At 43.5% G+C, this 26,950-nt stretch carries 23 protein-coding genes, 1 tRNA gene and 3 pseudogenes; 18 read left to right on the plus strand and 9 right to left on the minus strand.

Annotation, left to right across the window (positions count from 1 at the left end; translation table 11 throughout):
• Window positions 1-309 precede the first annotated feature (309 nt).
• Both C5471_RS24325 and C5471_RS10965 read left to right on the plus strand, forming a co-directional pair.
• On the plus strand, window positions 310-462 hold the full coding sequence (locus tag C5471_RS24325) for a DUF5993 family protein (RefSeq protein WP_036833676.1): 153 nt from the start codon (window positions 310-312) through the stop codon (window positions 460-462).
• A 14-nt stretch (window positions 463-476) separates the two neighbouring features.
• Entirely contained in the window at window positions 477-1,046 is a 570-nt protein-coding gene (locus tag C5471_RS10965; protein ID WP_133814473.1) for a disulfide bond formation protein B, read from the plus strand.
• Window positions 1,047-1,130: 84 nt separating this feature from the next.
• Here C5471_RS10965 and typA read toward each other — a convergent pair whose 3' ends face one another.
• Window positions 1,131-2,969, minus strand: coding sequence for a ribosome-dependent GTPase TypA (gene typA, locus C5471_RS10970; RefSeq protein WP_133814474.1), 1,839 nt, complete (start codon window positions 2,967-2,969; stop codon window positions 1,131-1,133).
• A 426-nt stretch (window positions 2,970-3,395) separates the two neighbouring features.
• Between typA and glnA the strand changes: the two genes are divergently transcribed.
• The 3 genes from glnA (at window position 3,396) to glnG (ending at window position 7,452) form a co-directional block, all read left to right on the plus strand.
• The gene (gene glnA / locus C5471_RS10975; protein WP_133814475.1) at window positions 3,396-4,805 is read left to right on the plus strand and encodes a glutamate--ammonia ligase; all 1,410 of its coding nucleotides are present in this window, start codon (window positions 3,396-3,398) and stop codon (window positions 4,803-4,805) included.
• Window positions 4,806-4,968: 163 nt separating this feature from the next.
• Entirely contained in the window at window positions 4,969-6,018 is a 1,050-nt protein-coding gene (gene glnL, locus C5471_RS10980) for a nitrogen regulation protein NR(II) (RefSeq protein ID WP_133814476.1), read from the plus strand.
• A 9-nt stretch (window positions 6,019-6,027) separates the two neighbouring features.
• Entirely contained in the window at window positions 6,028-7,452 is a 1,425-nt protein-coding gene (glnG, locus tag C5471_RS10985; protein ID WP_133814477.1) for a nitrogen regulation protein NR(I), read from the plus strand.
• Window positions 7,453-8,611: 1,159 nt separating this feature from the next.
• Here glnG and C5471_RS10990 read toward each other — a convergent pair.
• Window positions 8,612-8,706, minus strand: a tRNA-Sec gene (locus C5471_RS10990).
• 232 nt (window positions 8,707-8,938) lie between these two features.
• On the opposite strand from C5471_RS10990, the gene prlC reads away from it, so the two are divergent.
• Complete coding sequence (gene prlC, locus C5471_RS10995) at window positions 8,939-10,981, plus strand: oligopeptidase A (protein WP_133814479.1); 2,043 nt, start codon at window positions 8,939-8,941, stop codon at window positions 10,979-10,981.
• Window positions 10,982-10,986: 5 nt separating this feature from the next.
• Window positions 10,987-11,730 carry a 16S rRNA (guanine(1516)-N(2))-methyltransferase RsmJ gene (rsmJ, locus tag C5471_RS11000; protein WP_166295858.1) on the plus strand — a complete coding sequence of 248 codons (744 nt, stop codon included), beginning with the start codon at window positions 10,987-10,989 and terminating at the stop codon, window positions 11,728-11,730.
• A 35-nt stretch (window positions 11,731-11,765) separates the two neighbouring features.
• On the opposite strand, the gene gdhA is transcribed toward rsmJ, so the two are convergent.
• Together gdhA and uspA are read right to left on the minus strand one after the other, a co-directional pair.
• On the minus strand, window positions 11,766-13,109 hold the full coding sequence (gene gdhA / locus C5471_RS11005) for an NADP-specific glutamate dehydrogenase (protein ID WP_133814481.1): 1,344 nt from the start codon (window positions 13,107-13,109) through the stop codon (window positions 11,766-11,768).
• A 259-nt stretch (window positions 13,110-13,368) separates the two neighbouring features.
• Window positions 13,369-13,800: a universal stress protein UspA gene (gene uspA / locus C5471_RS11010; protein ID WP_133814482.1), complete on the minus strand. Its 432-nt coding sequence runs from the start codon at window positions 13,798-13,800 to the stop codon at window positions 13,369-13,371.
• Window positions 13,801-14,237: 437 nt separating this feature from the next.
• Between uspA and C5471_RS11015 the strand changes: the two genes are divergently transcribed.
• The 3 genes from C5471_RS11015 to uspB all read left to right on the plus strand — a co-directional run bounded on the left by C5471_RS11015 (window position 14,238) and on the right by uspB (window position 15,661).
• The gene (locus C5471_RS11015) at window positions 14,238-14,441 is read left to right on the plus strand and encodes a type II toxin-antitoxin system VapB family antitoxin (protein ID WP_133814483.1); all 204 of its coding nucleotides are present in this window, start codon (window positions 14,238-14,240) and stop codon (window positions 14,439-14,441) included.
• A complete protein-coding gene (locus tag C5471_RS11020) occupies window positions 14,438-14,815 on the plus strand; it encodes a type II toxin-antitoxin system VapC family toxin (RefSeq protein ID WP_133814484.1) in 378 nt (125 codons plus the stop codon). The genes C5471_RS11015 and C5471_RS11020 overlap by 4 nt, the downstream gene beginning before the upstream one ends.
• 510 nt (window positions 14,816-15,325) lie before the next feature.
• The gene (uspB, locus tag C5471_RS11025) at window positions 15,326-15,661 is read left to right on the plus strand and encodes a universal stress protein UspB (RefSeq protein WP_133814485.1); all 336 of its coding nucleotides are present in this window, start codon (window positions 15,326-15,328) and stop codon (window positions 15,659-15,661) included.
• Window positions 15,662-15,716: 55 nt separating this feature from the next.
• Here uspB and pitA read toward each other — a convergent pair whose 3' ends face one another.
• Window positions 15,717-17,207 (minus strand): inorganic phosphate transporter PitA, encoded by a 1,491-nt coding sequence (pitA, locus tag C5471_RS11030; RefSeq protein ID WP_133814486.1) that lies wholly within the window; start codon window positions 17,205-17,207, stop codon window positions 15,717-15,719.
• A gap of 299 nt (window positions 17,208-17,506) precedes the next feature.
• Between pitA and C5471_RS11035 the strand changes: the two genes are divergently transcribed.
• Window positions 17,507-18,691, plus strand: coding sequence for an aminoacetone oxidase family FAD-binding enzyme (locus tag C5471_RS11035; protein ID WP_133814487.1), 1,185 nt, complete (start codon window positions 17,507-17,509; stop codon window positions 18,689-18,691).
• Window positions 18,692-18,996: 305 nt separating this feature from the next.
• Here C5471_RS11035 and C5471_RS24330 read toward each other — a convergent pair.
• Window positions 18,997-19,284 (minus strand): annotated as a pseudogene (locus C5471_RS24330) (XRE family transcriptional regulator); the annotation flags it as partial.
• Window positions 19,285-19,738: 454 nt separating this feature from the next.
• On the opposite strand from C5471_RS24330, the gene C5471_RS11045 reads away from it, so the two are divergent.
• From C5471_RS11045 to C5471_RS11065, 5 genes and pseudogenes are all read left to right on the plus strand, one after another.
• On the plus strand, window positions 19,739-22,024 hold the full coding sequence (locus tag C5471_RS11045; RefSeq protein ID WP_207627297.1) for an amidase: 2,286 nt from the start codon (window positions 19,739-19,741) through the stop codon (window positions 22,022-22,024).
• Between the two features lie 32 nt (window positions 22,025-22,056).
• Window positions 22,057-22,469 (plus strand): annotated as a pseudogene (locus C5471_RS11050) (IS5 family transposase); the annotation flags it as partial.
• 128 nt (window positions 22,470-22,597) lie between these two features.
• On the plus strand, window positions 22,598-22,696 hold the full coding sequence (locus C5471_RS25300) for a hypothetical protein (RefSeq protein WP_387466833.1): 99 nt from the start codon (window positions 22,598-22,600) through the stop codon (window positions 22,694-22,696).
• A gap of 517 nt (window positions 22,697-23,213) precedes the next feature.
• Complete coding sequence (locus C5471_RS11060) at window positions 23,214-23,906, plus strand: VUT family protein (protein WP_133814488.1); 693 nt, start codon at window positions 23,214-23,216, stop codon at window positions 23,904-23,906.
• On the plus strand, window positions 23,906-24,637 hold the full coding sequence (locus tag C5471_RS11065) for a metallophosphoesterase family protein (RefSeq protein ID WP_133814489.1): 732 nt from the start codon (window positions 23,906-23,908) through the stop codon (window positions 24,635-24,637). Before C5471_RS11060 ends, C5471_RS11065 begins: the two co-directional genes overlap by 1 nt.
• On the opposite strand, the gene C5471_RS11070 is transcribed toward C5471_RS11065, so the two are convergent.
• The gene (locus C5471_RS11070) at window positions 24,630-25,121 is read right to left on the minus strand and encodes a hypothetical protein (RefSeq protein ID WP_133814490.1); all 492 of its coding nucleotides are present in this window, start codon (window positions 25,119-25,121) and stop codon (window positions 24,630-24,632) included. The two genes, C5471_RS11065 and C5471_RS11070, sit on opposite strands and share 8 nt — an antisense overlap.
• The gene (locus C5471_RS11075) at window positions 25,122-25,775 is read right to left on the minus strand and encodes a helix-turn-helix domain-containing protein (RefSeq protein ID WP_133814491.1); all 654 of its coding nucleotides are present in this window, start codon (window positions 25,773-25,775) and stop codon (window positions 25,122-25,124) included. It lies immediately after the preceding gene.
• 18 nt (window positions 25,776-25,793) lie between these two features.
• Here C5471_RS11075 and C5471_RS11080 point away from each other — a divergent pair.
• A pseudogene (locus tag C5471_RS11080) lies at window positions 25,794-25,901 on the plus strand (IS5/IS1182 family transposase); the annotation flags it as partial.
• 9 nt (window positions 25,902-25,910) lie between these two features.
• Here C5471_RS11080 and C5471_RS11085 read toward each other — a convergent pair.
• Window positions 25,911-26,189, minus strand: coding sequence for an NIPSNAP family protein (locus C5471_RS11085; RefSeq protein WP_133814492.1), 279 nt, complete (start codon window positions 26,187-26,189; stop codon window positions 25,911-25,913).
• A 289-nt stretch (window positions 26,190-26,478) separates the two neighbouring features.
• On the opposite strand from C5471_RS11085, the gene C5471_RS11090 reads away from it, so the two are divergent.
• A complete protein-coding gene (locus C5471_RS11090; RefSeq protein WP_133814493.1) occupies window positions 26,479-26,700 on the plus strand; it encodes a helix-turn-helix domain-containing protein in 222 nt (73 codons plus the stop codon).
• The last annotated feature ends 250 nt before the right edge of the window (window positions 26,701-26,950 follow it).

Genomic DNA, 26,950 nt, shown 5'->3' on the forward strand with positions numbered 1-26,950 from the left:
AACAGCTCATTAAAGCATAAACAGCCCCTTCAAATGGAATTACACTCATTATCCCAAGTGATGGCAAATACAATAAAAATTGACTACAATTATTATTTGCAGCACGGTACGAATAGACCAACAGATAGTTGACCTGATTAATGGCATCAAAGTGTTTCTTTATGGTCAACCGGTCTTTGGATGATTGATCGCTTATATCAAAGCAAGCAGTATCAAGCTTGGTATTATGAATTCCTCCCCTGAAGAAGACTATCTGCTCAGGTGAAGGGTTTGAATGTTTTTAACATTATAGGAGAGTGAACCATGTACATGTTTTTACCGTTTTTGATCGCATTATTTGCGGTCATAACCACCTTGGTTGGAAAGAATAAAACTAGCTATGCTCTATGGGGTCTTCTCTTGGTGACAACCATAGCCTGGTTTATTCATCATGCGACTGATTCGCTAAATCTATCTTTTTAACAGGAGACAATTTGATGAATCAGGTATTAGCAGCAAAACAGACGATCAACTACGGCATAATATTCAACATCATTGGGTTACTTGGTATCAGTGCCGCGCTTACCGTTGCCTTCTATTATCAACTGGTCCTTTCCGAACTCCCTTGCCCATTATGTTTGCTACAGCGAACAGGCATGATTATGATAGGATTTGGTTTCCTGTTTAATCTCCGTTTTGGTATAAAAAGCGCACACTATGGCATCGCGCTTATCGGCAGTATCGTGACCGGAATTATTGCAATCCGACAAGTGTTTTTACACATAACACCCGGCGATATTGGCTATGGTTCTGCCCTTTTTGGTCTGCATTTTTATACTTGGGCCCTCCTTTGCTCCATTATTGCCATTATTGCCATATCAGTCATGCTGATATTGAAAAGCCTGGAGAAAAAGACCGAAGAAAAGGAAAGCAAGTCTGTTTTCGGTCAGATTATTATTGGCATATTTGTCGTATTAATTACCGCAAATTTGATCTCTACCATTTTGGAGTGTGGCGGCGGGCAATGTGATGACAACCCAACGTATTATCAATTGCTGGGTAAATAATCTCAGATATATTTAACTGAATAAATAAATCCCAAAAAACTTAGGGCGCCATTGGCGCCCTAAGCATTTGCATGGCAGGAAAGATTACGCCTCTTTACTGCGATGCGCACGACGACGGTCGTTTTCTGTCAGATGGCGTTTACGCAGGCGAATCGACACAGGAGTCACTTCTACCAGCTCGTCATCATCAATAAACTCCAGAGCCTGTTCCAGGGTTTTCTTAATATGTGGAGACAAGGTTGTCGCTTCGTCAGTACCAGACGCACGGACGTTTGTCAGTTTCTTACCTGTCAGGCAGTTAACTGTCAAGTCATTGGAACGGGAGTGAATGCCGATTACCTGGCCTTCATACACTTCCGCACCATGACCGAGGAACAACTTACCACGATCCTGCAAGCTGTAAAGCGCATAAGCAACCGCTTTACCCTGACCATTGGAAATCATGACACCGTTCTGACGGCGACCGATTTCACCCACACGAATATCATCATAGTGGCTGAATGTTGCATACAACAGGCCAGTACCCGAGGTCATGGTCAGGAACTCAGTCCGAAAGCCAATCAAACCACGGCTTGGAATGATGTAATCAAGGCGCACACGGCCTTTACCGTCTGGCAACATATCACGCAGATCAGCTTTACGCTCACCCAGCGCCTGCATCACATTACCCTGATGCTGCTCTTCAATATCCAGAGTCACCTGCTCGAATGGCTCTTGTTTGCGGCCTTCGATCTCACGGAAGATAACTTTCGGACGGGATACCGCCAGTTCAAAACCTTCACGACGCATGTTCTCAATCAGCACAGATAAATGCAGTTCACCACGGCCAGAAACACAGAACGCATCTGGATCTTCGGTTTCGTCGACACGCAGTGCGACGTTGTGAACCAGCTCTTTCTTCAGGCGCTCAAGGATCTGACGTGAAGTGACATATTTACCTTCACGACCACAGAAAGGAGAGGTGTTAACACAGAAGAACATGCTTACCGTCGGCTCATCAACAGCCAGTGGCGGCAGTGCTTCAACTGCATTGATGTCACACAGGGTATCGGAGATATTCAGCTCGCCCAAACCGGTAATCGCAACGATGTCACCCGCTTCCGCTTGCTCACTCTCAATACGCTCCAGGCCCAAATGGCCCAGAACTTTACCAATTTTGCCGTTCCGGGTTTTACCTTCACTATCAATAATCGTGACGTTCTGGTTTGGTTTAACCGTACCACGCTTGATACGACCAATACCGATAACACCAACATAGTTGTTGTAATCCAGCTGAGAAATCTGCATCTGGAATGAACCATTAAGATCAACTTTCGGTGGCTCTACATGATCGACAATCGCCTGATATAACGGAGTCATATCTTCGGCCATATCAGTATGCTCAGTACCGGCAATGCCCATCAGTGCAGATGCATAGATAATTGGGAAGTCCAGTTGCTCGTCAGTCGCACCCAGGTTTACAAACAGGTCAAACACCTGATCGACAACCCAATCAGGACGTGCGCCAGGACGGTCAACTTTGTTGATAACGACAATAGGTTTTAAACCATGAGCAAACGCTTTCTGCGTTACAAAACGGGTCTGAGGCATAGGCCCATCCATGGCATCGACTAGCAACAGTACGCTGTCAACCATAGACATAACACGTTCTACTTCACCGCCGAAATCAGCATGTCCCGGAGTGTCTACGATATTAATACGGTAGTCATTCCATTTAATGGCGGTATTTTTTGCGAGGATAGTAATTCCACGCTCTTTCTCCAGATCATTGGAGTCCATCACACGTTCTGTTGCTGTCGCACGGTCACCGAAAGTACCGGATTGTTGCAGCAGCTTGTCAACCAAGGTAGTTTTACCATGGTCAACATGCGCGATAATGGCGATATTACGCAATTTTTCGATCACAAACTTTGCCTCAGGCATTTAGAAATAGCGCGCTATTGTACACACATTGGTCGAGGGACTAAACAGGATCACAAGAATCTGTTCTTAACAACTTGATACCAATGGAATTGTGATCCCTTTCACGCCTATAAAAGATGCACTATTGATAAAAATGCACCGACAGGGTGCAGGATAGTAACATAATCGCACCAATATAGTGCAATCTTCCTGAATATTAAGGCATCTCATCATAGGGATACCCATAACACAGTATATTGCAAGGTGTCAGAAAGTTGGCACGCTTTTCGCAATTGTTTTTCTCATCTAATAAGATTGTTTTTCACAACTATAAGTTTGCAAACGCGTAAATAGCCTTGTTAAGGTAAAACAATGTAATTGTGTTTTCTTTAAGTCTTAATCTAAAACCATTTTACCAAGACCGACACAAACCAGGAGAAACCGAGTATGTCCGCTGAACATGTTTTAACCATGATTGAAGAGCATCAGGTGAAGTTTATCGATTTGCGTTTCACTGATACCAAAGGCAAAGAACAACATATGACCATTCCGGCTCATCAGGTTAATGCGGACTTCTTTGAAGATGGCAAAATGTTCGATGGCTCTTCAATTCACGGTTGGAAAGGTATTAACGAATCCGACATGGTGCTGATGCCAGACTCAAGTACAGCGATGCTTGATCCGTTCTTTGATGATGCCACTCTGATCCTCCGTTGTGACATTCTGGAACCCGGCACCATGCAAGGCTATGAACGCGATCCACGCTCCATCTGCAAACGCGCTGAAGATTTTTTGCGCTCAAGCAGCATTGCAGATACCGTCCTGTGTGGGCCTGAACCTGAGTTTTTCCTGTTTGACGACATACGTTTCGGCAGTTCTATGTCCGGTTCCTACTACCATATTGATGATATTGAAGCAGCATGGAACTCTGGAACTCGATACGAAGGCGGTAACAAAGGCCACCGACCTGCGGTAAAAGGCGGTTACGCCCCGCTGCCTCCGGTTGATTCTTCTCAGGATTTACGTTCAGCCATGTGCCTGACGATGGAAGCAATGGGACTGGTTGTGGAAGCTCACCATCATGAAGTTGGCACTGCTGGTCAAAATGAAATTGCTACTCGCTTCAACACCATGACCAAAAAGGCTGACGAAACCCAGATTTACAAATACGTCGTACATAATGTGGCGCACAATTTTGGCAAAACCGCCACCTTCATGCCAAAACCACTGGTTGGTGATAACGGCTCCGGCATGCACTGTCATATGTCCCTGTCCAAAAACGGCACCAACCTGTTTGCCGGTGACAAATACGGTGGTCTGTCCGAACTGGCGTTGTTCTACATCGGCGGTATTATCAAACATGCCCGTGCATTGAACGCATTTACCAACCCGACAACCAACTCCTATAAACGTCTGGTTCCCGGCTATGAAGCACCGGTTATGCTGGCCTACTCTGCCCGTAACCGTTCTGCATCCATCCGTATTCCGGTTGTCGCCAGCACCAAAGCCCGCCGTATTGAAATACGTTTCCCTGACCCGGCAGCTAACCCTTATTTGGCCTTTGCCGCTCAGTTGATGGCTGGCCTTGACGGTATCATCAATAAAATCCATCCGGGTGATGCGATGGATAAAAACCTGTATGACCTGCCACCGGAAGAAGCCAAAGAGATCCCAACCGTCGCTTCTTCTCTGGATGAAGCACTGGCAGCATTGGATACCGACCGTGAGTTCCTGACCCGTGGTAGTGTCTTCACTGATGACGCCATTGATGCTTATATTGAATTGAAAAACAGTGAAATGGAACGTGTCCGCCTGACACCACATCCACTGGAGTTTGAACTGTATTACAGTGTGTAATTACCAGCGCCGTTCCTGCTGATCATTTTTTGTTGCCGTGAAACCTTTAGCCCATCTTCGGATGGGCCTTTTTCCTGCTCCCTGAGCTCAGACTTTGACTGGGTTTTACGTTCGAATATGATACAGTGCACCAAAAAGGTGCGGGGATGTGGCGGGAGTGTAAATGAAAACGGAAAATCTACCCGATACCGGGCAAATATTAAACTCACTGATTAACAGCGTACTGGTGCTGGATACCGATCTCGTGATCCGCTATGCCAACCATGCAGCGCTGCAACTATTAGCTCAGAGTGCCCGTAAACTATTAGGTACACCTCTTCCGGTGCTGTTCAGTTACTTTTCACTGGATACAGAACTAATGCGATCCAGTTTAGTCAGTGGTCAGAGTTTTACTGACAACGAAGTGACGTTAGTGGTTAATAACCGCTCTCATATTATGTCGCTCAGTGCCCAACCCATTTCCGGGCAGTTTATTTTGCTGGAACTGGCGCCTATGGATAGTCAACGCCGGTTAAGCCAAGAGCAGGTACAACAAGCCCAGCAGATAGCGGCACGGGAATTGGTTCGGGGGCTGGCACATGAAATCAAAAATCCCCTCGGCGGGCTGAGGGGAGCCGCACAATTACTTTCAAGAGCACTGCCTGATCCTGCTTTGCAGGAATACACCCAGGTGATTATTGAACAGGCGGACCGGTTACGTCATCTGGTAGACAGATTACTTGGCCCACAACATCCGGGCGAACAAATTAAACAAAGCATTCATTATGTTGCTGAACGAGTCTATCAATTAGTCTCGCTGGAGATGCCGGATAACGTCACACTGATAAAAGATTACGATCCGAGTCTGCCAGAACTGGCTCACTACCCGGATCAGATTGAGCAGGTGCTGCTGAACATCACCCGTAACGCCTTGCAAGCTCTGGGCACACAGGGTGGCACCATTACCCTGCGCACCCGGACTGCTTTCCAAATCACCCTGCATGGTAAGCGCTATCGTCTGGCTGCCAGAATAGATGTGGAAGACAACGGGCCAGGTATCCCGCCACAGATTCAGGACACACTGTTCTACCCGATGGTCAGTGCTCATGAAGGCGGAACCGGTCTTGGTCTATCCATTGCCCGCAATTTAATAGATCAGCACTCCGGTAAAATAGAATTTACCAGCTGGCCGGGGCACACAGAATTTTCTATCTACTTACCGATCAAGCAATAAAGGATAACTATGCAACGAGGAAAAATCTGGATCGTGGATGATGACAACTCAATCCGCTGGGTACTTGAACGGGCGCTAAGTAGCGCGGGGATGGAATGCATCAGTTTCGCAGACGCTGACAGTGTACTGACCGCGCTGGCCCAAAACACACCGGATGTCCTGATTTCTGACATCCGTATGCCGGGAATGAACGGCTTGCACCTGCTGAACAATATCAAGCAAAGTCACCCGTTGCTGCCGGTCATTATTATGACAGCCCATTCTGATCTGGATGCCGCAGTCAGTGCCTATCAACAAGGCGCTTTTGATTACTTACCAAAACCCTTTGATATTGATGAAGCCGTCGCACTGCTGGAACGGGCACTTAGCCACTCCCGCGAACAGAATCAACCCGCTAAAAATCCACAGGTCGTTACACCGGTTTCCGACATGATAGGTGAAGCGCCTGCTATGCAAGATGTTTACCGCATTATTGGCCGCCTTTCCCGTTCCTCGATCAGTGTGCTGATTAATGGCGAATCCGGTACAGGGAAAGAATTGGTAGCCCATGCCCTGCACCGCCACAGTCCAAGAGCAAATGAACCATTTATTGCACTTAATATGGCAGCGATTCCCAAAGATCTGATTGAATCAGAGCTGTTTGGTCATGAGAAAGGGGCTTTTACTGGCGCCAATCAAGTACGTCATGGCCGATTTGAACAGGCCAATCGCGGTTCGCTATTTCTTGATGAAATTGGCGATATGCCATTAGACATTCAGACCCGCCTGTTACGGGTATTGGCCGAAGGCCAGTTTTACCGGGTTGGTGGCTATGCCCCCGTGAAAGTGGATGTGCGGATTATTGCTGCAACCCACCAGGATATAGAACGCCTGGTAGAAAAAGGCCAATTCCGTGAAGATCTGTATCACCGCCTGAATGTTATTCGTATGCAATTACCCCCCCTGCGTGACAGAGTGGAGGATATCCCTCGTCTGACCCGTCATTTCCTGCAACAAACTGCCAAAGAGCTGGGGGTAGAAGCAAAAATTCTCCACCCTGACGCAGAAATTGCTTTAATGCGCTTACCCTGGCCGGGCAATGTTCGCCAGTTGGAAAACATCTGCCGCTGGCTAACTGTGATGGCGGCGAGTCAGGAAGTATTAGTACAAGATTTGCCGCCTGAATTATTTGAAACTCATCACCCTGAAACCAGCATGACAACATTGGCAACAACAATGCCGGAAAACTGGCCGCAGCTACTCGCTCACTGGGCAACAAATGCGTTGGAAAATGGTCAGCAGGATCTGCTATCTGAAGCCTTACCATTGCTGGAACGTACTTTACTTAACTGTGCACTTAAACATAGCCAAGGACATAAGCAGGATGCTGCACGGCTACTAGGTTGGGGGCGTAATACCATTACGCGGAAGTTAAAAGAGTTAGGGTTGGAATAAGGAAGAATATCTCCAACCTTCTCTGATTCCCAGAACTGGCAACCAGAAGTTCATCAGTAACCTGCTTCCTTCTGGCACCAAAAAACCAGCATATAAACAGAATCAGTACTTGCATCATATTGATTGCTTTTCCTCTGAAACCACGCCAGAGCTATGTTGACGTGCCCGTACTATATTAATGCTTATATACCCAGTAAAAAAAGGACAAATAAGAATAACAAAATCCTCAAACACACGATTTAACCGAATACGAACTGGGTTACTTTCAGTGTTATTATACAACACCAAGATACATTAAATACGCTCACTTAAACTTGCTTTACACTATTTTACCCTACCCAATAGCATTGCTTTTATACGGTTTTATTTAAATCACGCCTCTTTTTATACCTTTAATGTGATTTAACGCTAAAATCAACTCATATCGTTATTTTTACAAGCTATTTTCGCGATCTGTTAACGCTTAAATACCCGTTTAATCATTATAATTTTTATTGTTAAAAACAGCATACTGCTCTGGCGTTATTTTGAAGAATTTATCATTATTTAGGACAGCCCTTTTTTCTTTATTTATTTAAATTGATTACAAAATAATAGATTATCTACTGTTCAAAGAGGGTTAAACCCTCTTTTTTCATGTTGTTACCGGGTTAAAATAAGTTTTTCACCATCAAAACGATATTTTGGATTTAATAGTGTCTTGTTTTTATCAAAAAATTGTAGGAGATTTTGGTAAATGTGAAATTGTTTTTCCTTACGTGCGTCTCGTTGATAGCGAGAGGTGATACGGTTTATCTCTTTACGCAATGCATGGAATCTATTTATACCAAGAATAAAGGATGGAGGATGGAGGATGGAGGATCTATCTTTGCATCTTTTCCCTTGTGGATAATTAATGTACTAATACCTTCTAAACTTGCCATTATTTCGCAAATATATCGATATTCCCAAAGAAGGCCTAGGCCAAATCGAAAATCTTTAGCAAATCTATCAGATAACTGCTCCAGAAGATCAATAACATCTTCCGTAGTTATTAATGCGGTATTCTGGATAATTAGTTAACGGCATCTGTATATAGCTCAAAAGTGCATAGTAAAAATCTATACCCGTTATTATACATCCTTGCCACAGATTTGGTGAGATAACCCCAGACAAGCTTTGGCGGAAGATCACAGGAGTCGAACCTGCCAGAGACCACTGGCGGCCCCATCTGGATTTGAAGTCCAGCCGCCCCACCGGGGACGATGATCTTCCATATCAATACGAAAGAATTATGAAAACATGCCGATTATAGCGCGTGCTGTAAGGCTTCTGAACCGATCTGCGGAAACAATTCATCAATTTCCTAAAAAGCATTAAATTTTGTTGTTAAAAAACTTGATATTCGCGTTGAGTTTGCCGAATTTTACCTACATCTTATTAGCCGATACCCATTACGATACACTGCTCATTCAGCCATGTATCCCAAACACAAACAGGACCCTATATGACTAATCCGTTACTCGTTCCATCCGGTTTACCAAAATTTTCTTCTATTAAACCAGAACATGTTGTTCCTGCTGTAAAAGAAGTCATTGCAAATTACCGCCAAACTGTCGAAAAGATCCTAGCCGAGAATACCGTTTTTACCTGGGACAATCTGTGTCAGCCACTGGCTGAAGCAAATGATAAACAGTCACGTGCATGGTCACCAGTCAATCATCTGAATTCAGTTAAAAACAGTCCGGAGCTGCGTGCAGTCTACGAAGAAAGTTTACCATTGCTGTCTGAATTCAGTACCTGGTTAGGTCAACACAAGGGCCTGTATCAAGCATATAAGTCATTACGTGAGAGTGCTGAGTTTGAGAAACTCTCTCAACCTCAACGCCAAGCTGTCGAAAATTCATTGCGCGATTTTAAACTGTCAGGTATCGGTCTGCCTGAGGCGAAACAGAAACGTTATGGCGAGATCAGCGCACGTTTGTCAGATTTAAGTTCTCAATTCAGCAATAACGTGCTTGATGCCACTATGGGCTGGACCAAGTTAATTACTGATGTGGAAGATTTGTCTGGTCTGCCTGAAAGTGCGATTGCCGCAGCTAAAGCTCAGGCAGAAGCGAGAGGAAAAAAAGGCTGGCTGCTGACTTTGGAAGCGCCAAGTTATCAGCCGGTTATTACCTATGCAGAAGATCGTGAATTACGTCGGGAAATTTATCACGCTTATCAAACTCGTGCTTCTGATCAAGGCCCAAATGCCGGTAAATGGGATAACAGCGAAGTGATGGCTGAACTCCTTGCACTACGTCATGAGCAAGCCCAATTGCTTGGCTTCAAAAATTATGCTGAACAATCTCTTGCAACCAAAATGGCAAAAACGCCTAAGGAAGTTTTGGATTTTCTGAATGATTTGACAAAACGCGCTCATCCACAAGGTGAAGAAGAAGTAGATGAGTTAACATGTTTTGCGAAATGGCATCATTGCGCCCACGAGCTGGAAGCTTGGGATATGGCTTATTATGCCGAAAAACAAAAACAGCATAAGTTTTCTATTAATGACGAACAATTACGTCCTTATTTCCCTGAACAGCGAGCTGTTGAAGGACTATTTGAAGTTGTTCGCCGTATCTATGGCATTACTGCCAAAGAGCGCCATGATGTAGAAACCTGGCACCCAGATGTCCGTTTCTTCGATCTATATGATGACAAAAATGAGCTGCACGGCAGTTTCTATATGGATCTCTATGCGCGCGAACATAAACGGGGCGGTGCCTGGATGGATGAATGTATCAGCAAGATGCGCCATTCCAACGGCGAGCTGCAAAAACCAGTCGCTTATCTGAACTGCAACTTCAACAAACCTGTTGGTGGTAAACCAGCTCTGTTCACCCACAGTGAAGTAAACACGCTGTTCCACGAGTTCGGTCACTGTCTGCACCTGATGCTGACCCAGATTGAAACTGCTGCTGTTTCCGGTATTAATGGCGTGCCATGGGATGCGGTTGAGATGCCAAGCCAGTTCATGGAAAATTGGTGCTGGAAACCAGAAGCACTGGCATTTATTTCTGGTCACTATGAAACTAAAGAGCCCCTGCCACAATCTATGCTGGATAATCTTTTAGCAGCGAAAAACTATCAAGCTGCAATGGCTATGCTACGTCAGCTTGAGTTTGGTCAGTTCGATTTCCGTTTGCATGTTGAGTATGATCCAGCAAAAGGTGCTCAGATCATGCAAACCTTAAAGAAAGTGAAAAAATTGGTTTCCGTAGTGCCTTCACCTAAATGGGGCCGCTTCCCACACTCATTCAGTCATATCTTCTCCGGTGGTTATGCCGCAGGTTACTACAGCTATCTGTGGGCTGAAGTGCTGGCAGCTGATGCCTTTTCACGCTTCGAAGAAGAAGGGATTTTCAACCGTGAAACCGGGCAATCTTTCCTTGATAATCTTCTGTCCCGTGGTGGTTCTGAAGATCCAATGGAACTGTTCAAACGTTTCCGGGGCCGTGAACCCAAACTGGATGCAATGCTGCGTAGTTCTGGTATCAAGGGATAATCAGGGTGGGTATCTGTTTAATCTGTGAACAAGGCGCTGATAGCAGCGCCTTATCTCAACTGGCGAAACGCTGGCGGCTGGTGCATGACGAAAGTGCTGTCATGGCATTGGTTCTTACACCTCAACATCTCGAACTCCGCAAAAGGGATGAGCCCAAACTAGGCGGCATCTATGTGGATTTTATCTCAGGCACCATGGCACATCGCCGCCGCTTTGGTGGCGGACGAGGTGAAGCCGTTGCGAAAGCCGTAGGAATCAAAAAAGATTATCTGCCAACCGTCGTGGATGCTACCGCAGGTCTGGGACGTGACGCCTTTGTACTGGCATCACTGGGTTGTCATGTAAGAATGCTGGAACGCCATCCTGTGGTCGCAGCATTGCTGGATGATGGGCTTCAACGTGGTTATCAGGATGAAGAAATCGGCGGCTGGCTGAGAGAACGCATGACATTACTCCATGCCTCCAGCATCACAGCACTGACCGATATTACACCGCAGCCTGATGTGGTTTATCTTGATCCTATGTATCCACATAAACAGAAAAGTGCACTGGTGAAGAAAGAGATGCGGGTGTTTCAGTCTCTGGTTGGTGCCGATGAAGATGCTGATAATTTGCTATCCCCTGCACGAGCTCTGGCAAAACGCCGTGTCGTGGTAAAGCGACCTGATTATGCAGAACCTTTAGCTGGAATAGCTGCATCAGCGGCTATCACCACAAAAAACCACCGTTTTGATATCTATCCTTGTTAAAATATCAGCCGCATATTGCGGCTGATCACTTTAATTTACAAGATACCCTGAGAGAGCATAGCGTCAGCCACTTTTACAAATCCGGCAATATTCGCACCCTGAACATAATTGGTCTGTTTGCTCTCGCCACCATACTCAACACAGGCGTGATGAATATCCAGCATAATGTGATGCAAACGTGCATCCACTTTCTCAGCCTTCCAGCCTAAACGTGCTGCGTTTTGCGCCATTTCCAAACCCGATGTTGCCACGCCGCCCGCGTTGGCTGCTTTACCTGGTGCGAATAGCACGCCTGCTTCAATAAAGGCTTCAGTCGCTGAAATGGTTGCTGGCATATTCGCCCCTTCAGCTACGGCTTTAACGCCATTCTTGATAAGGACCTTAGCCGCATCCAAATCCAACTCGTTCTGAGTAGCGCATGGCAAAGCGATATCAACCGGCACAGACCAGGGTTGTAACCCTTTCAGGAACGTCAGCCCCCGCTCTTTGGCATACTCTTCCACTCGACCATAGTGCTGATTTTTAATCTCTTCAAGGTGAGCCAATTTCTCCAGCGTGAAACCTTCTTCATCAACCACTGTGCCACCGGAATCAGAAGCAGTGATCACTTTCGCCCCCAGCGCCATGCATTTCTCAATAGTATACTGTGCGACGTTACCTGCACCGGAAACCGACACCCGCATACCGTCAAAGCTCATACCATGACGTTTTAGCATGGCATTGGTGAAATAAACCAGACCATAACCGGTTGCTTCCGGACGAATCAAACTACCACCGAAAGAGAGACCTTTGCCAGTAAATACACAAGCGGTGTTATTAGAGAGCTTTTTCATCATACCTGACATAAAAGCCACTTCACGGCCACCTACACCAATATCCCCCGCAGGAACGTCGGTATCGGGCCCCAAATGGCGGTACAATTCTGTCATTAACGCCTGACAGAAACGCATCACTTCACCCTGACTTTTTCCTTTGGGATCAAAATCTGAACCCCCTTTACCACCACCCATCGGTAAAGTCGTCAGCGCATTTTTCAAGGTTTGTTCGAAGCCAAGGAATTTTAGAATAGAGAGATTCACCGATGGATGAAAACGCATACCACCTTTATACGGACCAATAGCTGAGTTGAACTGCACTCGCCATGCACGGTTCACTTGAACCTTACCTTGATCATCTACCCAGCAAACTCGAAACTGGATAACCCTTTCCGGTTCTATCATACGCTCCAGCAAACTTTGTTCACGATATTTCTGATTTTGTTCAAGGAACGGCCAAAGAGAGGTGAATACTTCCCGGACAGCCTGAAGATATTCTGGTTGATATTCATCCCTGCGTTGAATCGATCCAAGAAATGAAGACAAAGAGAGTAAACAGCTCATAGTTATTCCTTATTTCTACTTTGGTTGTAATGTCTCCTCAGCAATTCTCTAATAATTATTTTTGTCGAAAATGTGAGGTAAGTTGTGTTTGCCCTTTAAATATATCACTGTTTTATATTCATCTTTCAAGAAGTTTTTTTATAGAAAGGTAAAAAAAATTTCTTGATTGCATCGGGCATAAACCAAACAACACCCCATTTCATCAAAAAAAACGCCTGCATAAGCAGGCGATTTTATCGAATAAATTTTCAGTCTATGGCTATTCATCGTTACGTAAAGGAACGATCAGCATATCAACATGAACCGTGTTAATCAGCTGACGGGCAGAAGACATCAGTTTGCTCCAAAAATCCTGATGATGACCACAAACAACCAGATCTATGTCATATTTCTTAATCGCATCAACTAATACCTGAGCCAGATCACCGCTACCGCTCAGGGTTTCCTGAATGCCATAATCTGTCCCTGCGGAGAGATCTTTCAACGCATTGCGAGTCTCGTCAGTAATGCGTTGCTGCATATCACCGAGATTAACATCAATCAAACCGGTGTAGAGATCGGAATAGTTAACATCAACATGGATCAGGGAAACTTTGGCATTGTACGGTTTTGCCATGGAAATAGCTTTTTGTACCAATACCTGACTTTCCGGGGATAAATCAACCGCAACAAGAATATGTTCATAAGCCATAAGCGAGCTCCTTCCATAATGCCGATTAATGAGTTGGCAGGGCAAATTGCCACTATCTTATGCCTATTTAGAATGCCCTTAAGATGCGTTTCGATCACAACTTATCGCAAGCAAAGAACATTCACCAAACAAACAACATATACCACAATCGCTATTCCTTCCACTTGATAGAGAACAAAATCAAGCCTTGGGTTTATAGTCTTTCTTATCCAATCCATGTTCCAATCTATGTTTTTCCATGCTCAAATCGAGTTTTTTGCATGGGATCCTATTTTGCAAACCAGTAGGTCAGTGGCTTATCCATTGCAAAAAGCTATTGCCAAATCACCTAAAATGGCAACAGGTTAACAGCAATTGCACTCGATGATTTATGCTCTTGCATTGGTTCAGATATTGATGCAATATTACATCAATATCTGAACCAATGAGGTAATCAAATGCGAACTACTGTCACGATTGATGATGTACTGTATGCACAGGCGCTGGAAATGGCCGATCCTAGCATGGACAAAGCTGATATTTTCCGGGAAGCGGTGAAAACGTTTGTTCGGGTGCAGGCGGCAAAAAGGCTGGCTTCGCTCGGCGGTGCATCGCCTGAAATGCAGATGATTCCCCGCCGCGAGGAGCCATCCGCACAATGACTATTTTGGTTGATACGTCCGTCTGGGTTGACCATTTCAAAAACCGGAATGACGGGTTGATTCAGTTGCTGAGCTGGGATCTGGTTCTGATTCATCCAATGATATTGGCAGAGATAGCCTGTGGTACCCCTCCGGCTCCAAGACTGCGAACACTTGGTGATCTAGGTCTCTTACCTCCGAGCCATCAGGCCAGTATTGCCGAAGTGATGGCGTTTATTGAAAACGAAAAACTGTACGGGCTTGGATGTGGTTTGGTTGATATTACGTTGCTGGCATCGACCCTGATAACGCCAGGAGCAAGACTTTGGACATTGGATAAGCAACTTGAGAGATTGGCTAAACGTCTTAATGCGAGTTATCAGCCGATTCATTGACCGTAGCGCTGGCTGCGTCTCCAGAGCGCTTAGGAGAGCATAAAAATATGTGTATTTTTTACGCAGTCATTGCATTTGCTGTTTCTTTGCCATTCGCTTTGCTATCACCTCATTAACAGTTGATTCAACAAATACCGTTGATTTTGTGTTTTGGATAGGCGCGCAAAAAAATCTATAATGAGTAATGACAGCAATCTATTTTTAAAAAATTTGCCTTTAAAGAGAAATCTTAATTAATTTTTCTTTATTATCGATTATGTTAATAATCCTTTTTCAGGCGTATTTAATGTAATAATTATGCTTCTCCACTTCCACCCAAAAATGCTCATATACTACAATCACCACGACTTAACCGCCACGCTAAAGAAAGACAATAACTTTGCTCCAAAGAAGGGTTTTTTGTACTATCTGACTATCTTTCCTACAATAAATATAAGGCATCACCGCCTGCAATTTTGATTTTTTTCCTTTTGTGACAGCTTTGGCTAAACCATTCTAAGGAGGGGGATTATGTTCAGTTCAATTGTACTGTTTTGGGCGCTGTGTCTTGTCTGCATTATGAATATGATGCGCTACTTCTCTTCACTGCGGGCATTGTTGTCTATTCTTCGCCAGTCCGATCCCTTGCTTTATCAATCAGTAGACGGTAACGGTTTTTTTACTGCTCATGGACAGCTCAATAAGCAGATAAGGCTCGTGCACTATATCAATTCACAACGTTACCTGGATCATCATGATCCAGAAGTGGTGCTCCGCTGTGAACGGCTGAGAAGGCAATTTATTCTGACGAGCGCGCTGAGTGGATTAGTTGTTGTTTGTCTGATTTCTATGTTGATTTGGTACTAAAACAAGAAGGCGGTATAGTTAACCCATACCGCCTTCAAATTTTTCATCAAAACAATTAAATCAGTTTCAAAGCGTACCAGTAAAAAATACCAGATAACCCAATTGAAACCGGTAGCGTCAGTATCCAAGCCAACATGATGTTCTTGATTGTTTTACCCTGAACACCACCACCATCAACCAACATCGTCCCCGCTACCGCAGAGGAAAGAACCTGTGTAGTCGAAACCGGCATCCCGGTATAACTCGCAACACCAATTGAAACAGCCGCAGTCATCTGCGCTGAAACACCCTGTGCGTAGGTCATACCTTTCTTACCAATCTTCTCGCCGATAGTCACCGCAACGCGTTGCCAGCCAACCATAGTTCCCAAGGACAGTGCCAGTGCCACCGCAATGATGATCCAGACAGGTGCATACTCAACAGTATGCAATAAGTCTTTACGCAGTTTATTCAGAAAACGGGCATCTTCAGCACTGGTTTCCGGCAGTTTAGCCACAGATTCCGCAGTATCGGCAATACACATCAACATACGGCGCATATTGTTACGCTGTTCAGGATCCAGCCCACTATAGCTCTGAATGCCCTTCAATATGCTTTCTGTCTGATTAAGAACAACTACAGCGCGAGTACTGTCACAATGGAATCGCCCTTCCGGCTCATCTTCAACAACAGCAACCAATGGCGTCAGTTCAATGGCATGAGATAACGCGGTACCATGCTGCTGATAATATTGTTGCAGGTGAGTAACTGCATCGTAAGTACGGGCAATGTCATAGCCATTAGCATTCATGTTTACGACAAATCCCGCCGGAGCTACGCCGATCAGCACCAGCATAATTAAACCAATGCCTTTCTGACCATCATTCGCCCCATGAGAGAAACTTACTCCTACCGCAGACAAAATTAGCGCAGTACGCGTCCAGAAAGGTGGTTTACGTTTACCGTCTTTCTTCTCACGTTCAGCGGGTGTCAGATGAATACGTTTGCGTTTCTTGGTGCTACTCCAGTAACGGCGCAGCAGAAACACGATTGCCCCAGCAATGATCAATCCGATGAAAGGAGAGAGGATCAACGACAGGAAAATCTGTATCATCTTCGGCACATTCAGTGCATCAACCACAGAAGAGTTGGTCACGATGGCATTGGTCAAGCCGATACCAATAATGGAACCAATCAGGGTATGAGAACTGGATGCAGGTAAACCGAAATACCAGGTACCAAGATTCCAGACAATGGCAGCCAGCAGCATGGAAAACACCATGGCAAGACCATGAGCAGAACTGACATTGAGCAGAAGATCGGTAGGGAGTAAATGTACAATCGCGTAGGCGACACTTAATCCACCAAGAAGAACACCAAAAAAGTTAAATACCCCAGCCATGACAACTGCGAACTGTGCTCGCATAGCACGGGTATAAATAACTGTTGCTACCGCATTCGCGGTATCATGAAAGCCATTAATGGCTTCATAAAACAGCACAAACAGCAGTGCCAGTACTAACATTAGGCTGGTGTGAAAATCCAGGCCAGTAAAAAGATGTAGCATAAACGTTAAGCCAGTTAGTTGGACATGAACGCGGCGCATTATCAGTGACAAATGCTAGCGGGGAAAGTGAAATATGAACTTTTTTTGATTTCATGACAACCAGATAACAATAAGAAATGAGAATATTCCTTATATATCATAAAATTGCATATCTTTTAAAAAATTGACAATTTTAAGACAAAAAATAAGTTTATCTGACAAATTCAGGTCATACGGGAACTTTTTCCCGCAAAATTATCAAAAATGCAACACTTTAAGGGAAGTTCCCGCTAAATTATTCGGTTATAAAGAGAGAAATAGTGGAAAGATTTGATGTAGTTATTGTGGGTGCCGGTGCAGCCGGTCTGTTTTGCGCAGCTCAAGCCGGACAACGTGGTTTACGGGTGCTGGTTCTAGACAATGGCAAAAAAACCGGGCGTAAGATTTTGATGTCCGGCGGTGGGCGTTGTAACTTCACTAATATGTACACGGAGCCATCAGCTTATCTTTCCGCTAATCCCCATTTCTGCAAATCTGCCCTGGCCCGCTATACACAGTGGGATTTTATTGAGCTGGTCCAGAGCCATGGCATTGCTTACTACGAAAAAACCCTGGGACAGCTTTTTTGCGATGATTCAGCTCAACAGATAGTTGATATGTTGCTAAAAGAGTGTGAGGCTGGTCAGGTCACTGTTCGTCTGCGTAGCGAAGTTAACCACGTAGAAAAAAAAGAGCTGGGTTTCGTTATCACTGTTAATGGAAAAGAAGTAAGTACACGCTCACTAGTCATCGCTTCCGGTGGGTTATCTATGCCAGGCCTTGGCGCAACCCCTTTTGGTTATCGGGTTGCAGAACAGTTTGGCCTGAAAGTCTTGTCAACCCGCGCCGCTCTCGTGCCTTTTACTCTGCATAAACCATTACTGGAGCAACTTCATATGCTTTCCGGTGTGTCCGTTCCCGCCATTGCCACCGCTGAAAATGGTACGCTATTCAAAGAAAATATCCTGTTTACCCACCGAGGACTTTCCGGCCCGGCAATTTTACAAATTTCCAGTTATTGGCAGCCGGGAGAGTTTGTGAGTATTAACTTACTTCCAAATATTGATCTGGAAACGTTTCTGGAGAAAGAACGGAGTGCTCACCCAAACCAAAGCGTAAAGAATACCTTGGCAAAATTATTACCGAAGAGGCTGACAGAATGTCTGCAAACACTCGGTCAACTCCCAGATGTTTCTCTTAAGCAATTGAACTCAGTTCAGCAAAAACAATTGATGACAAATCTTCAATCATGGCAAGTACAACCCAATGGTACTGAAGGCTATCGTACTGCTGAAGTGACGATGGGCGGCGTGGACACTCATCAGCTTTCATCCAAAACAATGGAGGCTAATCAGGTAAAAGGACTCTATTTTATCGGTGAGGTGGTAGACGTCACTGGCTGGCTTGGTGGCTACAATTTCCAGTGGGCATGGAGTTCCGCCTGGGCGTGTGCGCAGGCGTTGTGACTTTTGTGCAGGAGTAGGATTATTCGTTAATAAAGTGTTAGTGGCTAACTGAGAAGAGAATTCTGGGCATGTCAATACATCTTCGCCTGCAAAATCGTTCTAACTGTACCGAAACTTTCTTACAGTCATGTGTAATTGTATACGCAGCTGTCTGGCATCAGATTTCAGTATGCTTTCATAACGAAAGATGCACTTAAGAATAATTGCTATTTCAGTTAAAGTTCTGTCTTATACACTCGTTATACATCTGGCAAAACATCCCGGTTTTAGATGGCTGCCAGATGAACTGGTGTTCAATAACGGAATCATCCTATATGAAAAGCAGATGGATCCAGTTCAAATTCTTTGTCAATTTCCAGCTTCTTCAATATCGCAGGAAGAACCTGGTGAATCATACGCATACCGACCAGAAGTTCGTTCATATAAATATCTGGATGAATACGTGAAGAATTGAACCCCAAACTTTCTGCTTCGGCTTCAAGACCGAGATTGTCACCAGAATTATAAACTAACGCGAGCAGTTCTGCCCTGAGAGGAACGCCAGCCCGAAACGCTTTATCCTTAACAATATTGAGCCATTCTTCGTAATCCTTAAGGGGTCTAAGGTGAGTAGACCTACCCGGTCACCCAAGTAGGTACAAGTTCAGCTAAAATCATAGCTGCATGTATTCCAATCATTTTCATCTAATTAGGCATTTTATTCTGTACTGTGCATTATGATAGAAGTGTTAACCCCGTTTAATAAGTGCAAAATATACCGTCTAACTGTGCAGAATTGGTTACCGTGCTACAGATTCAAAGGAAAAATGGGTAAATTGCAGCCGTAATTTATGGCGCTAGTTGTGTGAAAATTTTTCAATAGATGAAATGCAATTGTCGCTTCATTTATCGAGCGGATAGGTGAAATTTATCGTGCGCGGCATCATCAAGTATGTGCCCTTAGCAAAAAAAGACAACTAATGGTTATATAAATTAAATAAAACATAACTTATTTATCTATTAAAAAATTAACGAATCCTTACGTTTATCCATTATTGGAGATTAATTATGGATTTAGAAAGTATAACTGCCATTCAGTCAGGTCAACCTATTACATGTAATGCATGGCTATTCTGGTTAAGGAAGTTCACCGGGAGCATACCTAACAACGTACTAGTAGTGATGGGCTCATTATTCATGAACATGGTATTCATGCCAACTGCTGATGCATCCAACACGCGGATTTTTTCGCTGCAAGAAGCAACCATCAAACAGATGCAGCAAGCGATGGAGGCTGGTGCGTTGTCGAGTGTCGAATTGACGACAATGTACCTGAACCGAGTATATGCCTATGATCTCAATGGTATAAAACTGAACTCCATTCCTGTCTTAAATCCAAGAGTGTTTGAGGAGGCTGCGGAGGCAGACCGTCTGCGGTCTGAAGGCATTATACTCGGGCCTCTTCACGGGATCCCTTACACTGTTAAGGATAGCTATATGGTTGCTGGTCTCACCGTAGCTGCGGGATCGCCTGCCTTCAAAAAGCTGATAGCAAAAGATGATGCCTTCACGATTAAAAAGATTCGGGAGTCTGGTGGGGTTCTCATCGGAAAAACAAACATGCCTCCGATGGCAGCCGGTGGCATGCAGCGAGGTGTTTATGGTCGTGCGGAAAGTCCCTACAACGCCGACTATCTTACGGCCGCATGGTCTTCCGGTTCATCGAACGGTTCAGCTACCGCAACGGCTGCAAATTTTGCGGCCTTCGGGATGGGAGAGGAAACCGTGTCGTCTGGTCGTTCACCTGCTTCTAACAATGCTCTGGTGGCCTATACTCCTTCACGTGGATTGATCTCAATCCGAGGCAATTGGCCTCTGTACCCTATACGTGATGTGGTTGTCCCGCATACACGTACTGTTGAGGATATGCTTCGAGTCTTGGATGTGGTAGTGGTTGATGATCCGATCACAGAGGGAGACCTCTGGCGTCATCAGAAGGTTGTCAAACTACCTGCTGTGACTTCAGCACGCCCTAAAACCTATCTTGAACTCAGGGACACAAATTCGTTGAAGGGACGAAGAGTTGGCGTTCCAAAGATGTACATTGGCAAAGATTTTGGTGGAAGTGCTCCCATTCGCATCAGGCCGTCTATCATTGAACTTTGGGATAAGGCTGCTGCAAACCTTCGTGCGCTTGGTGCTGACGTGATTGAAATCGATTTCCCACTCCAGAATAATTATGAGGGGGACCGTGTAGGTACTAGAACAATGGAAGAACGCGGACTTATTCCACTCGACTGGATGGAATTGGAGTTTAACTATATAAATTCCTATGTGGCCGAAGAGTTCCTCAAGAACGTAGGAGACCCGAATTTCCCTTCTTGGACTAATATCGACCCGGCAACAGTATTTCCGAACCCGCCAGGATCCGTCGATGCGTGTCGCGGATTTAATCGAAATTCAGATTATAAATTGCTCATCGACACAATCAAAGCTGGGGTCCAGCCCATCGAGAAATTACCGGGTTTTGCGACTATGCTCCGCGGCCTCGAAGAAACGCGAAAGATAGACCTTGAGGACTGGATGAAGGCGGAGAAGCTTGATCTCATTGTTTTTCCCGCAAACAGCAACATCGGTAAGGCCAACGCAGATGTCAATGATGTCTCGTACGAAGAAGCATTGCAGAACGGTAACTTTTACTCAAACACCAACTATGTTCTCCGTCACTTGGGCATCCCAAGTGTTTCAGTGAGCATGGGGACCATGAAGGACACTGGTATTCCTGTTAACTTAACATTCATTGGCCCAGCTTACAGCGACAACGATCTTCTTCGGTACGCATACGCTTATGAATTCGCCACCAATAACAGAACCATAGCAACCCGGGTTCCCCCATTGGCCGACGAAATACTGGACTACTCAGACGGAAAAACAGTTCCACCGGTGCAACGTACAGATAAACTGCCCCCGGTGTTAGTATTGAATGCATCTCTTGCTGGTACTACGCTTACAATTTCTGGTACGGCGAAGGACATAAGTAAAATTGCGACAACGCGTATTTATGTTAATGGGATAAAGACACCATTTGATGGCGATTTGGTTAACTGGCAGGCGAAAGTTGACACCAAAAAATACTACAACATCACAGCATTAGCTGCCGAAGCACTTTTCGTGGTTGTTATTTCTAAAGACGAATATGGTAATACGGCCGTGGCAACCAAAAGTATCAAATTGCCGGTAAGCAAGAGTAAAGCGGCAGTACAGATCGGCGACGGGACTACGCCATCATCTTTACATCCACCAGCAGACATACCTGCGTGTATACCTGGCGGTGCCCCACAACATATTGGTTAAACAGGCGGACACCTAGATAGTGTCGTCACGATATCTCTGATCGTGTTTGGCATTTACTTGAGCCTCACTTACCAGGACGTCAGGGCACCTAGGGACGTGTCGCTTATGATAATCGACTATTTATTAATGCGGTATTCTGGATTTTACGGACAGGAGCCCCCTGGCGAGATTTACCCCCCGATTATGGCGATTGGAAAAATATGCATCGCCGTTTTTGTCGGTGGCGTGACAAAGGCGTATGGGAAGGATTGCTTGAAGAACTCATCTCTGAACCGGATTTCGAATGGCTGATGATTGACGCCAGTCACATTAAGGTTCATCCCCATGCCGCAGGGGCGGAAGGTGGCAATCAGGATATGGGGCGTACAAAAGGGGGCTCAATAGCAAGATACACCTGGCCGTGGATGCGCATGGTATGCCGGTCAGAGTACTTATTACAAGCGGGTATCACGGCTATGATAGTTAGCCTAGTGGTGTTCTGGTCAGAACAACAAGTGTTACGATTGGCGAACAACTTGATTCTTTTATCGTCGGTTAATAGACAGCGGCCATTACAACTCTGTGAGTGAAGTCATGCGCTCTGCTCTGCGATTGCTAAAGCAACAGGAAACAAATAATGAAATTTTCGCTAGGAGGCTAGAAAGTGGTGAAAGCCCGTTATCGGCTTATTAGGAACCAAGCTATGATTTGACGACATTTGACTCTGCCCGTAACTGTTCGGCTTCGGTTACTGCATTTTGAGGTATACAAAATGATTTTTGGACACCACATATTTATCGGACATAGTTTTTGTACACTGTCCTACCATTGTCTATAATAAATTGACATATCAACAAATAAGATAAAAATTGTCAAATCGTAGCTTTGTTTCCACTAGGCCTTCTACAGTAGCCACGAAAAGCCGTTTTCGTATACGGTGGAAACTATTAAAGATCTTTGTGGTAGCAATGTTTCCAGCCTTGAAAACTTTCAAACAAAAACTCTCTTGTCAATCTGTCTGCTGCTACAATGGGAATGCTGAATTAATGACAATGATTTAGTGAATGTGAAAAAAAATGACTTTTAGCGCTCTGGCTGGATGTTATCAGTGCTAAATTGGAACTAACAGCTTGACTTGGAATTATAATAAAAAACTCATTAGAATAAAATTCGCTAATATTTAAACTCATCTTCTGTAAGGACAAGGTAAATGCTTTCTACATACAAGCTGTATGGTTTTTTTGTTGGTTTAACTGTGACTATAATGATCACCTGTGACACACTGGTATATAAAGTATATGACATTTATCAACTTAAAATTACAGCCAGTGGTATTATTTTTTCTTTATGCTTTCTCTTCTCTACATTATTAACAGAAGTATATGGCTATAAATTGGCAGTGAGATCGGTATGGATTATGGTTTTCTGTCAGACCATTTATGTACTACTGCTGAATATTACCTCAGTTATTCAAAGCGAAAATAATGTTATTGCAGAAAACTACTACGCTCTCTATCATGAATTCTGGCGGGTGATGATCGGTACGTGGTTTTCTGTCCCGATATCTTATTTTTTCAACGGCATAGTAATATCCAAACTAAAAATAGTTTTTTCCGGTCAATATTTTTTCATCCGATACTTGATAGCTTCAATGTCTACACAGGCTGCATTATTGCTGACTTCATACCCTATAAGTTTATCTGGTAAATATAACATAAATGAATTGATAAATATAATATCTACAACTTGGAGCTATAAAGTATTTATGTCAATTTGCTTGTTGCCGCTTGCTGTTTGTTTGGTTGACTTGGTTAAAAAAATAGAAAAGACGGATTATTTCGATTGGAATACATCGTATAATCCTCTCAATGTTTTTACTGAAAAAAATGAGAGAAAACCATAATGAGAATTCTTCAACTTACTGATATTCATATTTTTTCTAATTACTGTGACCTTAAAGAAAACAACGATAATCACTATATTGAAACTATTAAATTTATTCTTAAGCATAAGAGGATACTGAACATTGATGCGTTAGTGATCACTGGTGATATATCTCATGATGGCGGAGAGCAGTCATATAAGATTTTTTTTCAGGAACTAGCATGTCTGAATCTGCCCTATGCTATTCTGCCGGGTAATCATGATAATCCAGCGGTGCTGTTACATAACAGTATTGGTCAGAAAAATATTAAAAATATTGAAGACTTATCTAATGATGAATGGAGTTTTATCAGTCTGAACAGCGTGGTTGAAGGTAAAGATTACGGAAAGGTAGATGAAGATGAAATTGAAAAACTAGAAGAAAAAATGAGGCGTTCTGGTCATAGAAATATCGCTTTATTTTTGCATCATCATCTATTACCTGTCGGTACACCTTTGGTAGATATATGCAACTTACAGAACACAAAGGAATTACTTACATTGTGCCAAAAATACCCAGTAAAATTTGTTGGCTCAGGTCATGCACATACACTTTTTCAACGAAAAATAGGCGACCTTCTATTATCTGTTTCCCCGGCTGTATGTTATCAGTGGGAGAATGGAACGAATTATGTCAATACGGTAAATACGAGTGGTTTTAATATCATATCTTTCAATGAACCAGTATTTGTTGAAACTTACTTCATTTAACCAACTTCAAAGGCTGATTAAATTTGTGATCTGACGGTTTTTGTTGTGCCAACTTGTTTGATATTTCTCTGCCTTTTCTCAATCCCGTGTAGAAGGCGATCCTCGTGGCATCAACGCCTGCGGTATTATCGATCAATTCTCGGTCTTTCATAAACTCTTTTCCGGTGACAGTGATTTCATTGTTGCCGTTAGTTATTGTGTAAACACCGCATCTCGTTTCTTCACTGATGGATAATTTAGTATCTATCAGCTTTTTTCTTGCCTCTGTTTCGGCAATAAATGCAATATCTTTAGGATTTACTTCACGAAAAAAATCGCTATTCATAAGTTGTTCATAGGTTTTCTTTACATACGTTTGTGTACCAAACTCTTTGAAAAACCAATAATTTTCTGTCTTATAATCGATGCTTTTATCTATCGTATAAATATAATCTGGTGAAAATATTCTCTGAATTGCTTTAAATATGGAAATATTAATTTTCATCTATTTCAACCTTTTAATTGTTTTCAATAGAACCCCAAAAATAGTATAATCGGTATATTCTACGGGTGAACTATCAGATTCCAAGGAAATATTGGAAAACTGAAAACCATTCTCACCAACAAAAACTCTTCGCAAGCAAATAGGGTAACTTTTTGTTTTGACTAACACTATGTCTCCGTCACAGAAAAGCTCATTTTGCGAGATAATACAAAGTGTTCCCCGTTCTAATTCTGGTGACATGACATTGTTAGTAATTTCAATAGCACATAATGAATCATCATTAATATTGTCCACCTCAGTTGTATAACTACTTGTAAAATTGGTTTTTTTTGATAGATAGTTTTCTATATCATTATATCGGATCAAAGGAATCCTCTTAATATTACTTGGAGGCTCCCCCACTGAGGTAAAATCCACATCGGTAAGTGTACCAACCCTGATCTGAAAAAATTCCGCAATGGATGAAAGTGTCGCGATCGTTGGGTTCCCATTACCCCTTCTAAGATTGTTGATAGTGGCAATGCCGATCCCAGTTTCATCGCTCAACCGTTGTGCTTCAATACCGTGCTTACTCATCAGATAGCTAAGGTTTTCCCCGATCCTTTTCAAGGACATATCATTTTCGTTTGTTAATAAATTATCTTTTTGTTGCATTAAAATATCCTGTCGCGCTATTTTAAACGCTGGCGTGGTATAGCGACCCGTTATGCCAAAAATAGTGGCTCATTTCTTGCTGGCGTTCAGATCCGCTGTCTCGCTCTTTGGTTAAGCATTTTATGACGATACTATCTATACACAGTGACTATCATTGGTCATTTCAATGATGGCAGCCTGCGGCCCTTTTTTCCAACGTAGATCATCATAAAAATGTTTTAATTGGTCTGACATATTCTGAAATGTTCGCGCCAGGTAGTAACTATCAACATCATGCAGAGAGTTACCAAACCTCAGCCCCCTCATCCCACACTGCTGATGAAGTGGAACACTTTGATTTTCCATGACGGAGTGAAATGTCATTCCCATACCAGGTTTTAGTATGTATTGAAGCACTTCTATCACTGCCCCCATACTGTTCTTGCCTCGCAAATTAACCTTCAGAAAAACCAAGAATACTACAGCCTGAAGTAACGATTTTGAGAAAGGGATTATGTTCGATATATGCATTATTCTTAAACAAGAATGAAACGTTAATACATTGTTTATAAATTTTTTTTAAATACGTTCAAATTATTATGAATATCTATTCATTATGAGTGGTTAAGCATATCTAATGCTGCTTGAGAAATATAAAAATATCAATTTGAAGAAAGTATGAATATAGCACTTTGAATAACCAAACTGAGGAGAAAAGAAAGGAATGATTGTAAAAGACGACTGGCACCCAGCGGATATTATTGCGGAGCTTAAAAAACGGGGAACGTCATTATCTGCTGTTTCAAGAGAAGCGGGGCTTGCATCATCCACCTTAAGTAATGCGATGCACCGTCCTTGGCCTAAAGGTGAACGGCTCATTGCTACTGCTTTGGATTGCGAGCCTTGCGAAATATGGCCGAGCAGATATCTTAGTTTTCAAGATTAACATGAACTTCTCATATAAAAATCAATGAGAGGAAATGCATTACCCGAAACTTTTATTATGAAGCTTTAGGTATGATAATAGAATTAACGCAGGGCTATTAACGCCCTGCTTTGTTGTCGAGTGGTGTTAGCTGAACTAAACCAATGATTGCTTTTTCAAGATATTGACGAGGACAACCTAAGTTTATTCTGATAAACTCTTTCCCCTGATCGTCAAAACTCCATCCCATTGAAACGACTATTTTGGCTTT

Origin of the sequence: Photorhabdus tasmaniensis, assembly GCF_011189505.1 — a bacterium.
GTDB lineage: Bacteria > Pseudomonadota > Gammaproteobacteria > Enterobacterales > Enterobacteriaceae > Photorhabdus > Photorhabdus tasmaniensis.

What these genes read in the sequence shown, in the direction of transcription:
- C5471_RS24325 (WP_036833676.1), top strand. Translation starts at nt 310, where the DNA reads ATGTTTTTACCGTTTTTGATCGCATTATTTGCGGTCATAACCACCTTG.
- C5471_RS10965 (WP_133814473.1), top strand. Translation starts at nt 477, where the DNA reads ATGAATCAGGTATTAGCAGCAAAACAGACGATCAACTACGGCATAATA.
- typA (WP_133814474.1), bottom strand. Translation starts at nt 2,969, where the DNA reads ATGCCTGAGGCAAAGTTTGTGATCGAAAAATTGCGTAATATCGCCATT.
- glnA (WP_133814475.1), top strand. Translation starts at nt 3,396, where the DNA reads ATGTCCGCTGAACATGTTTTAACCATGATTGAAGAGCATCAGGTGAAG.
- glnL (WP_133814476.1), top strand. Translation starts at nt 4,969, where the DNA reads ATGAAAACGGAAAATCTACCCGATACCGGGCAAATATTAAACTCACTG.
- glnG (WP_133814477.1), top strand. Translation starts at nt 6,028, where the DNA reads ATGCAACGAGGAAAAATCTGGATCGTGGATGATGACAACTCAATCCGC.
- prlC (WP_133814479.1), top strand. Translation starts at nt 8,939, where the DNA reads ATGACTAATCCGTTACTCGTTCCATCCGGTTTACCAAAATTTTCTTCT.
- gdhA (WP_133814481.1), bottom strand. Translation starts at nt 13,109, where the DNA reads ATGAGCTGTTTACTCTCTTTGTCTTCATTTCTTGGATCGATTCAACGC.
- uspA (WP_133814482.1), bottom strand. Translation starts at nt 13,800, where the DNA reads ATGGCTTATGAACATATTCTTGTTGCGGTTGATTTATCCCCGGAAAGT.
- C5471_RS11015 (WP_133814483.1), top strand. Translation starts at nt 14,238, where the DNA reads ATGCGAACTACTGTCACGATTGATGATGTACTGTATGCACAGGCGCTG.
- C5471_RS11020 (WP_133814484.1), top strand. Translation starts at nt 14,438, where the DNA reads ATGACTATTTTGGTTGATACGTCCGTCTGGGTTGACCATTTCAAAAAC.
- uspB (WP_133814485.1), top strand. Translation starts at nt 15,326, where the DNA reads ATGTTCAGTTCAATTGTACTGTTTTGGGCGCTGTGTCTTGTCTGCATT.
- pitA (WP_133814486.1), bottom strand. Translation starts at nt 17,207, where the DNA reads ATGCTACATCTTTTTACTGGCCTGGATTTTCACACCAGCCTAATGTTA.
- C5471_RS11045 (WP_207627297.1), top strand. Translation starts at nt 19,739, where the DNA reads ATGGATTTAGAAAGTATAACTGCCATTCAGTCAGGTCAACCTATTACA.
- C5471_RS25300 (WP_387466833.1), top strand. Translation starts at nt 22,598, where the DNA reads ATGCGCTCTGCTCTGCGATTGCTAAAGCAACAGGAAACAAATAATGAA.
- C5471_RS11060 (WP_133814488.1), top strand. Translation starts at nt 23,214, where the DNA reads ATGCTTTCTACATACAAGCTGTATGGTTTTTTTGTTGGTTTAACTGTG.
- C5471_RS11065 (WP_133814489.1), top strand. Translation starts at nt 23,906, where the DNA reads ATGAGAATTCTTCAACTTACTGATATTCATATTTTTTCTAATTACTGT.
- C5471_RS11070 (WP_133814490.1), bottom strand. Translation starts at nt 25,121, where the DNA reads ATGAAAATTAATATTTCCATATTTAAAGCAATTCAGAGAATATTTTCA.
- C5471_RS11075 (WP_133814491.1), bottom strand. Translation starts at nt 25,775, where the DNA reads ATGCAACAAAAAGATAATTTATTAACAAACGAAAATGATATGTCCTTG.
- C5471_RS11085 (WP_133814492.1), bottom strand. Translation starts at nt 26,189, where the DNA reads ATGGGGGCAGTGATAGAAGTGCTTCAATACATACTAAAACCTGGTATG.
- C5471_RS11090 (WP_133814493.1), top strand. Translation starts at nt 26,479, where the DNA reads ATGATTGTAAAAGACGACTGGCACCCAGCGGATATTATTGCGGAGCTT.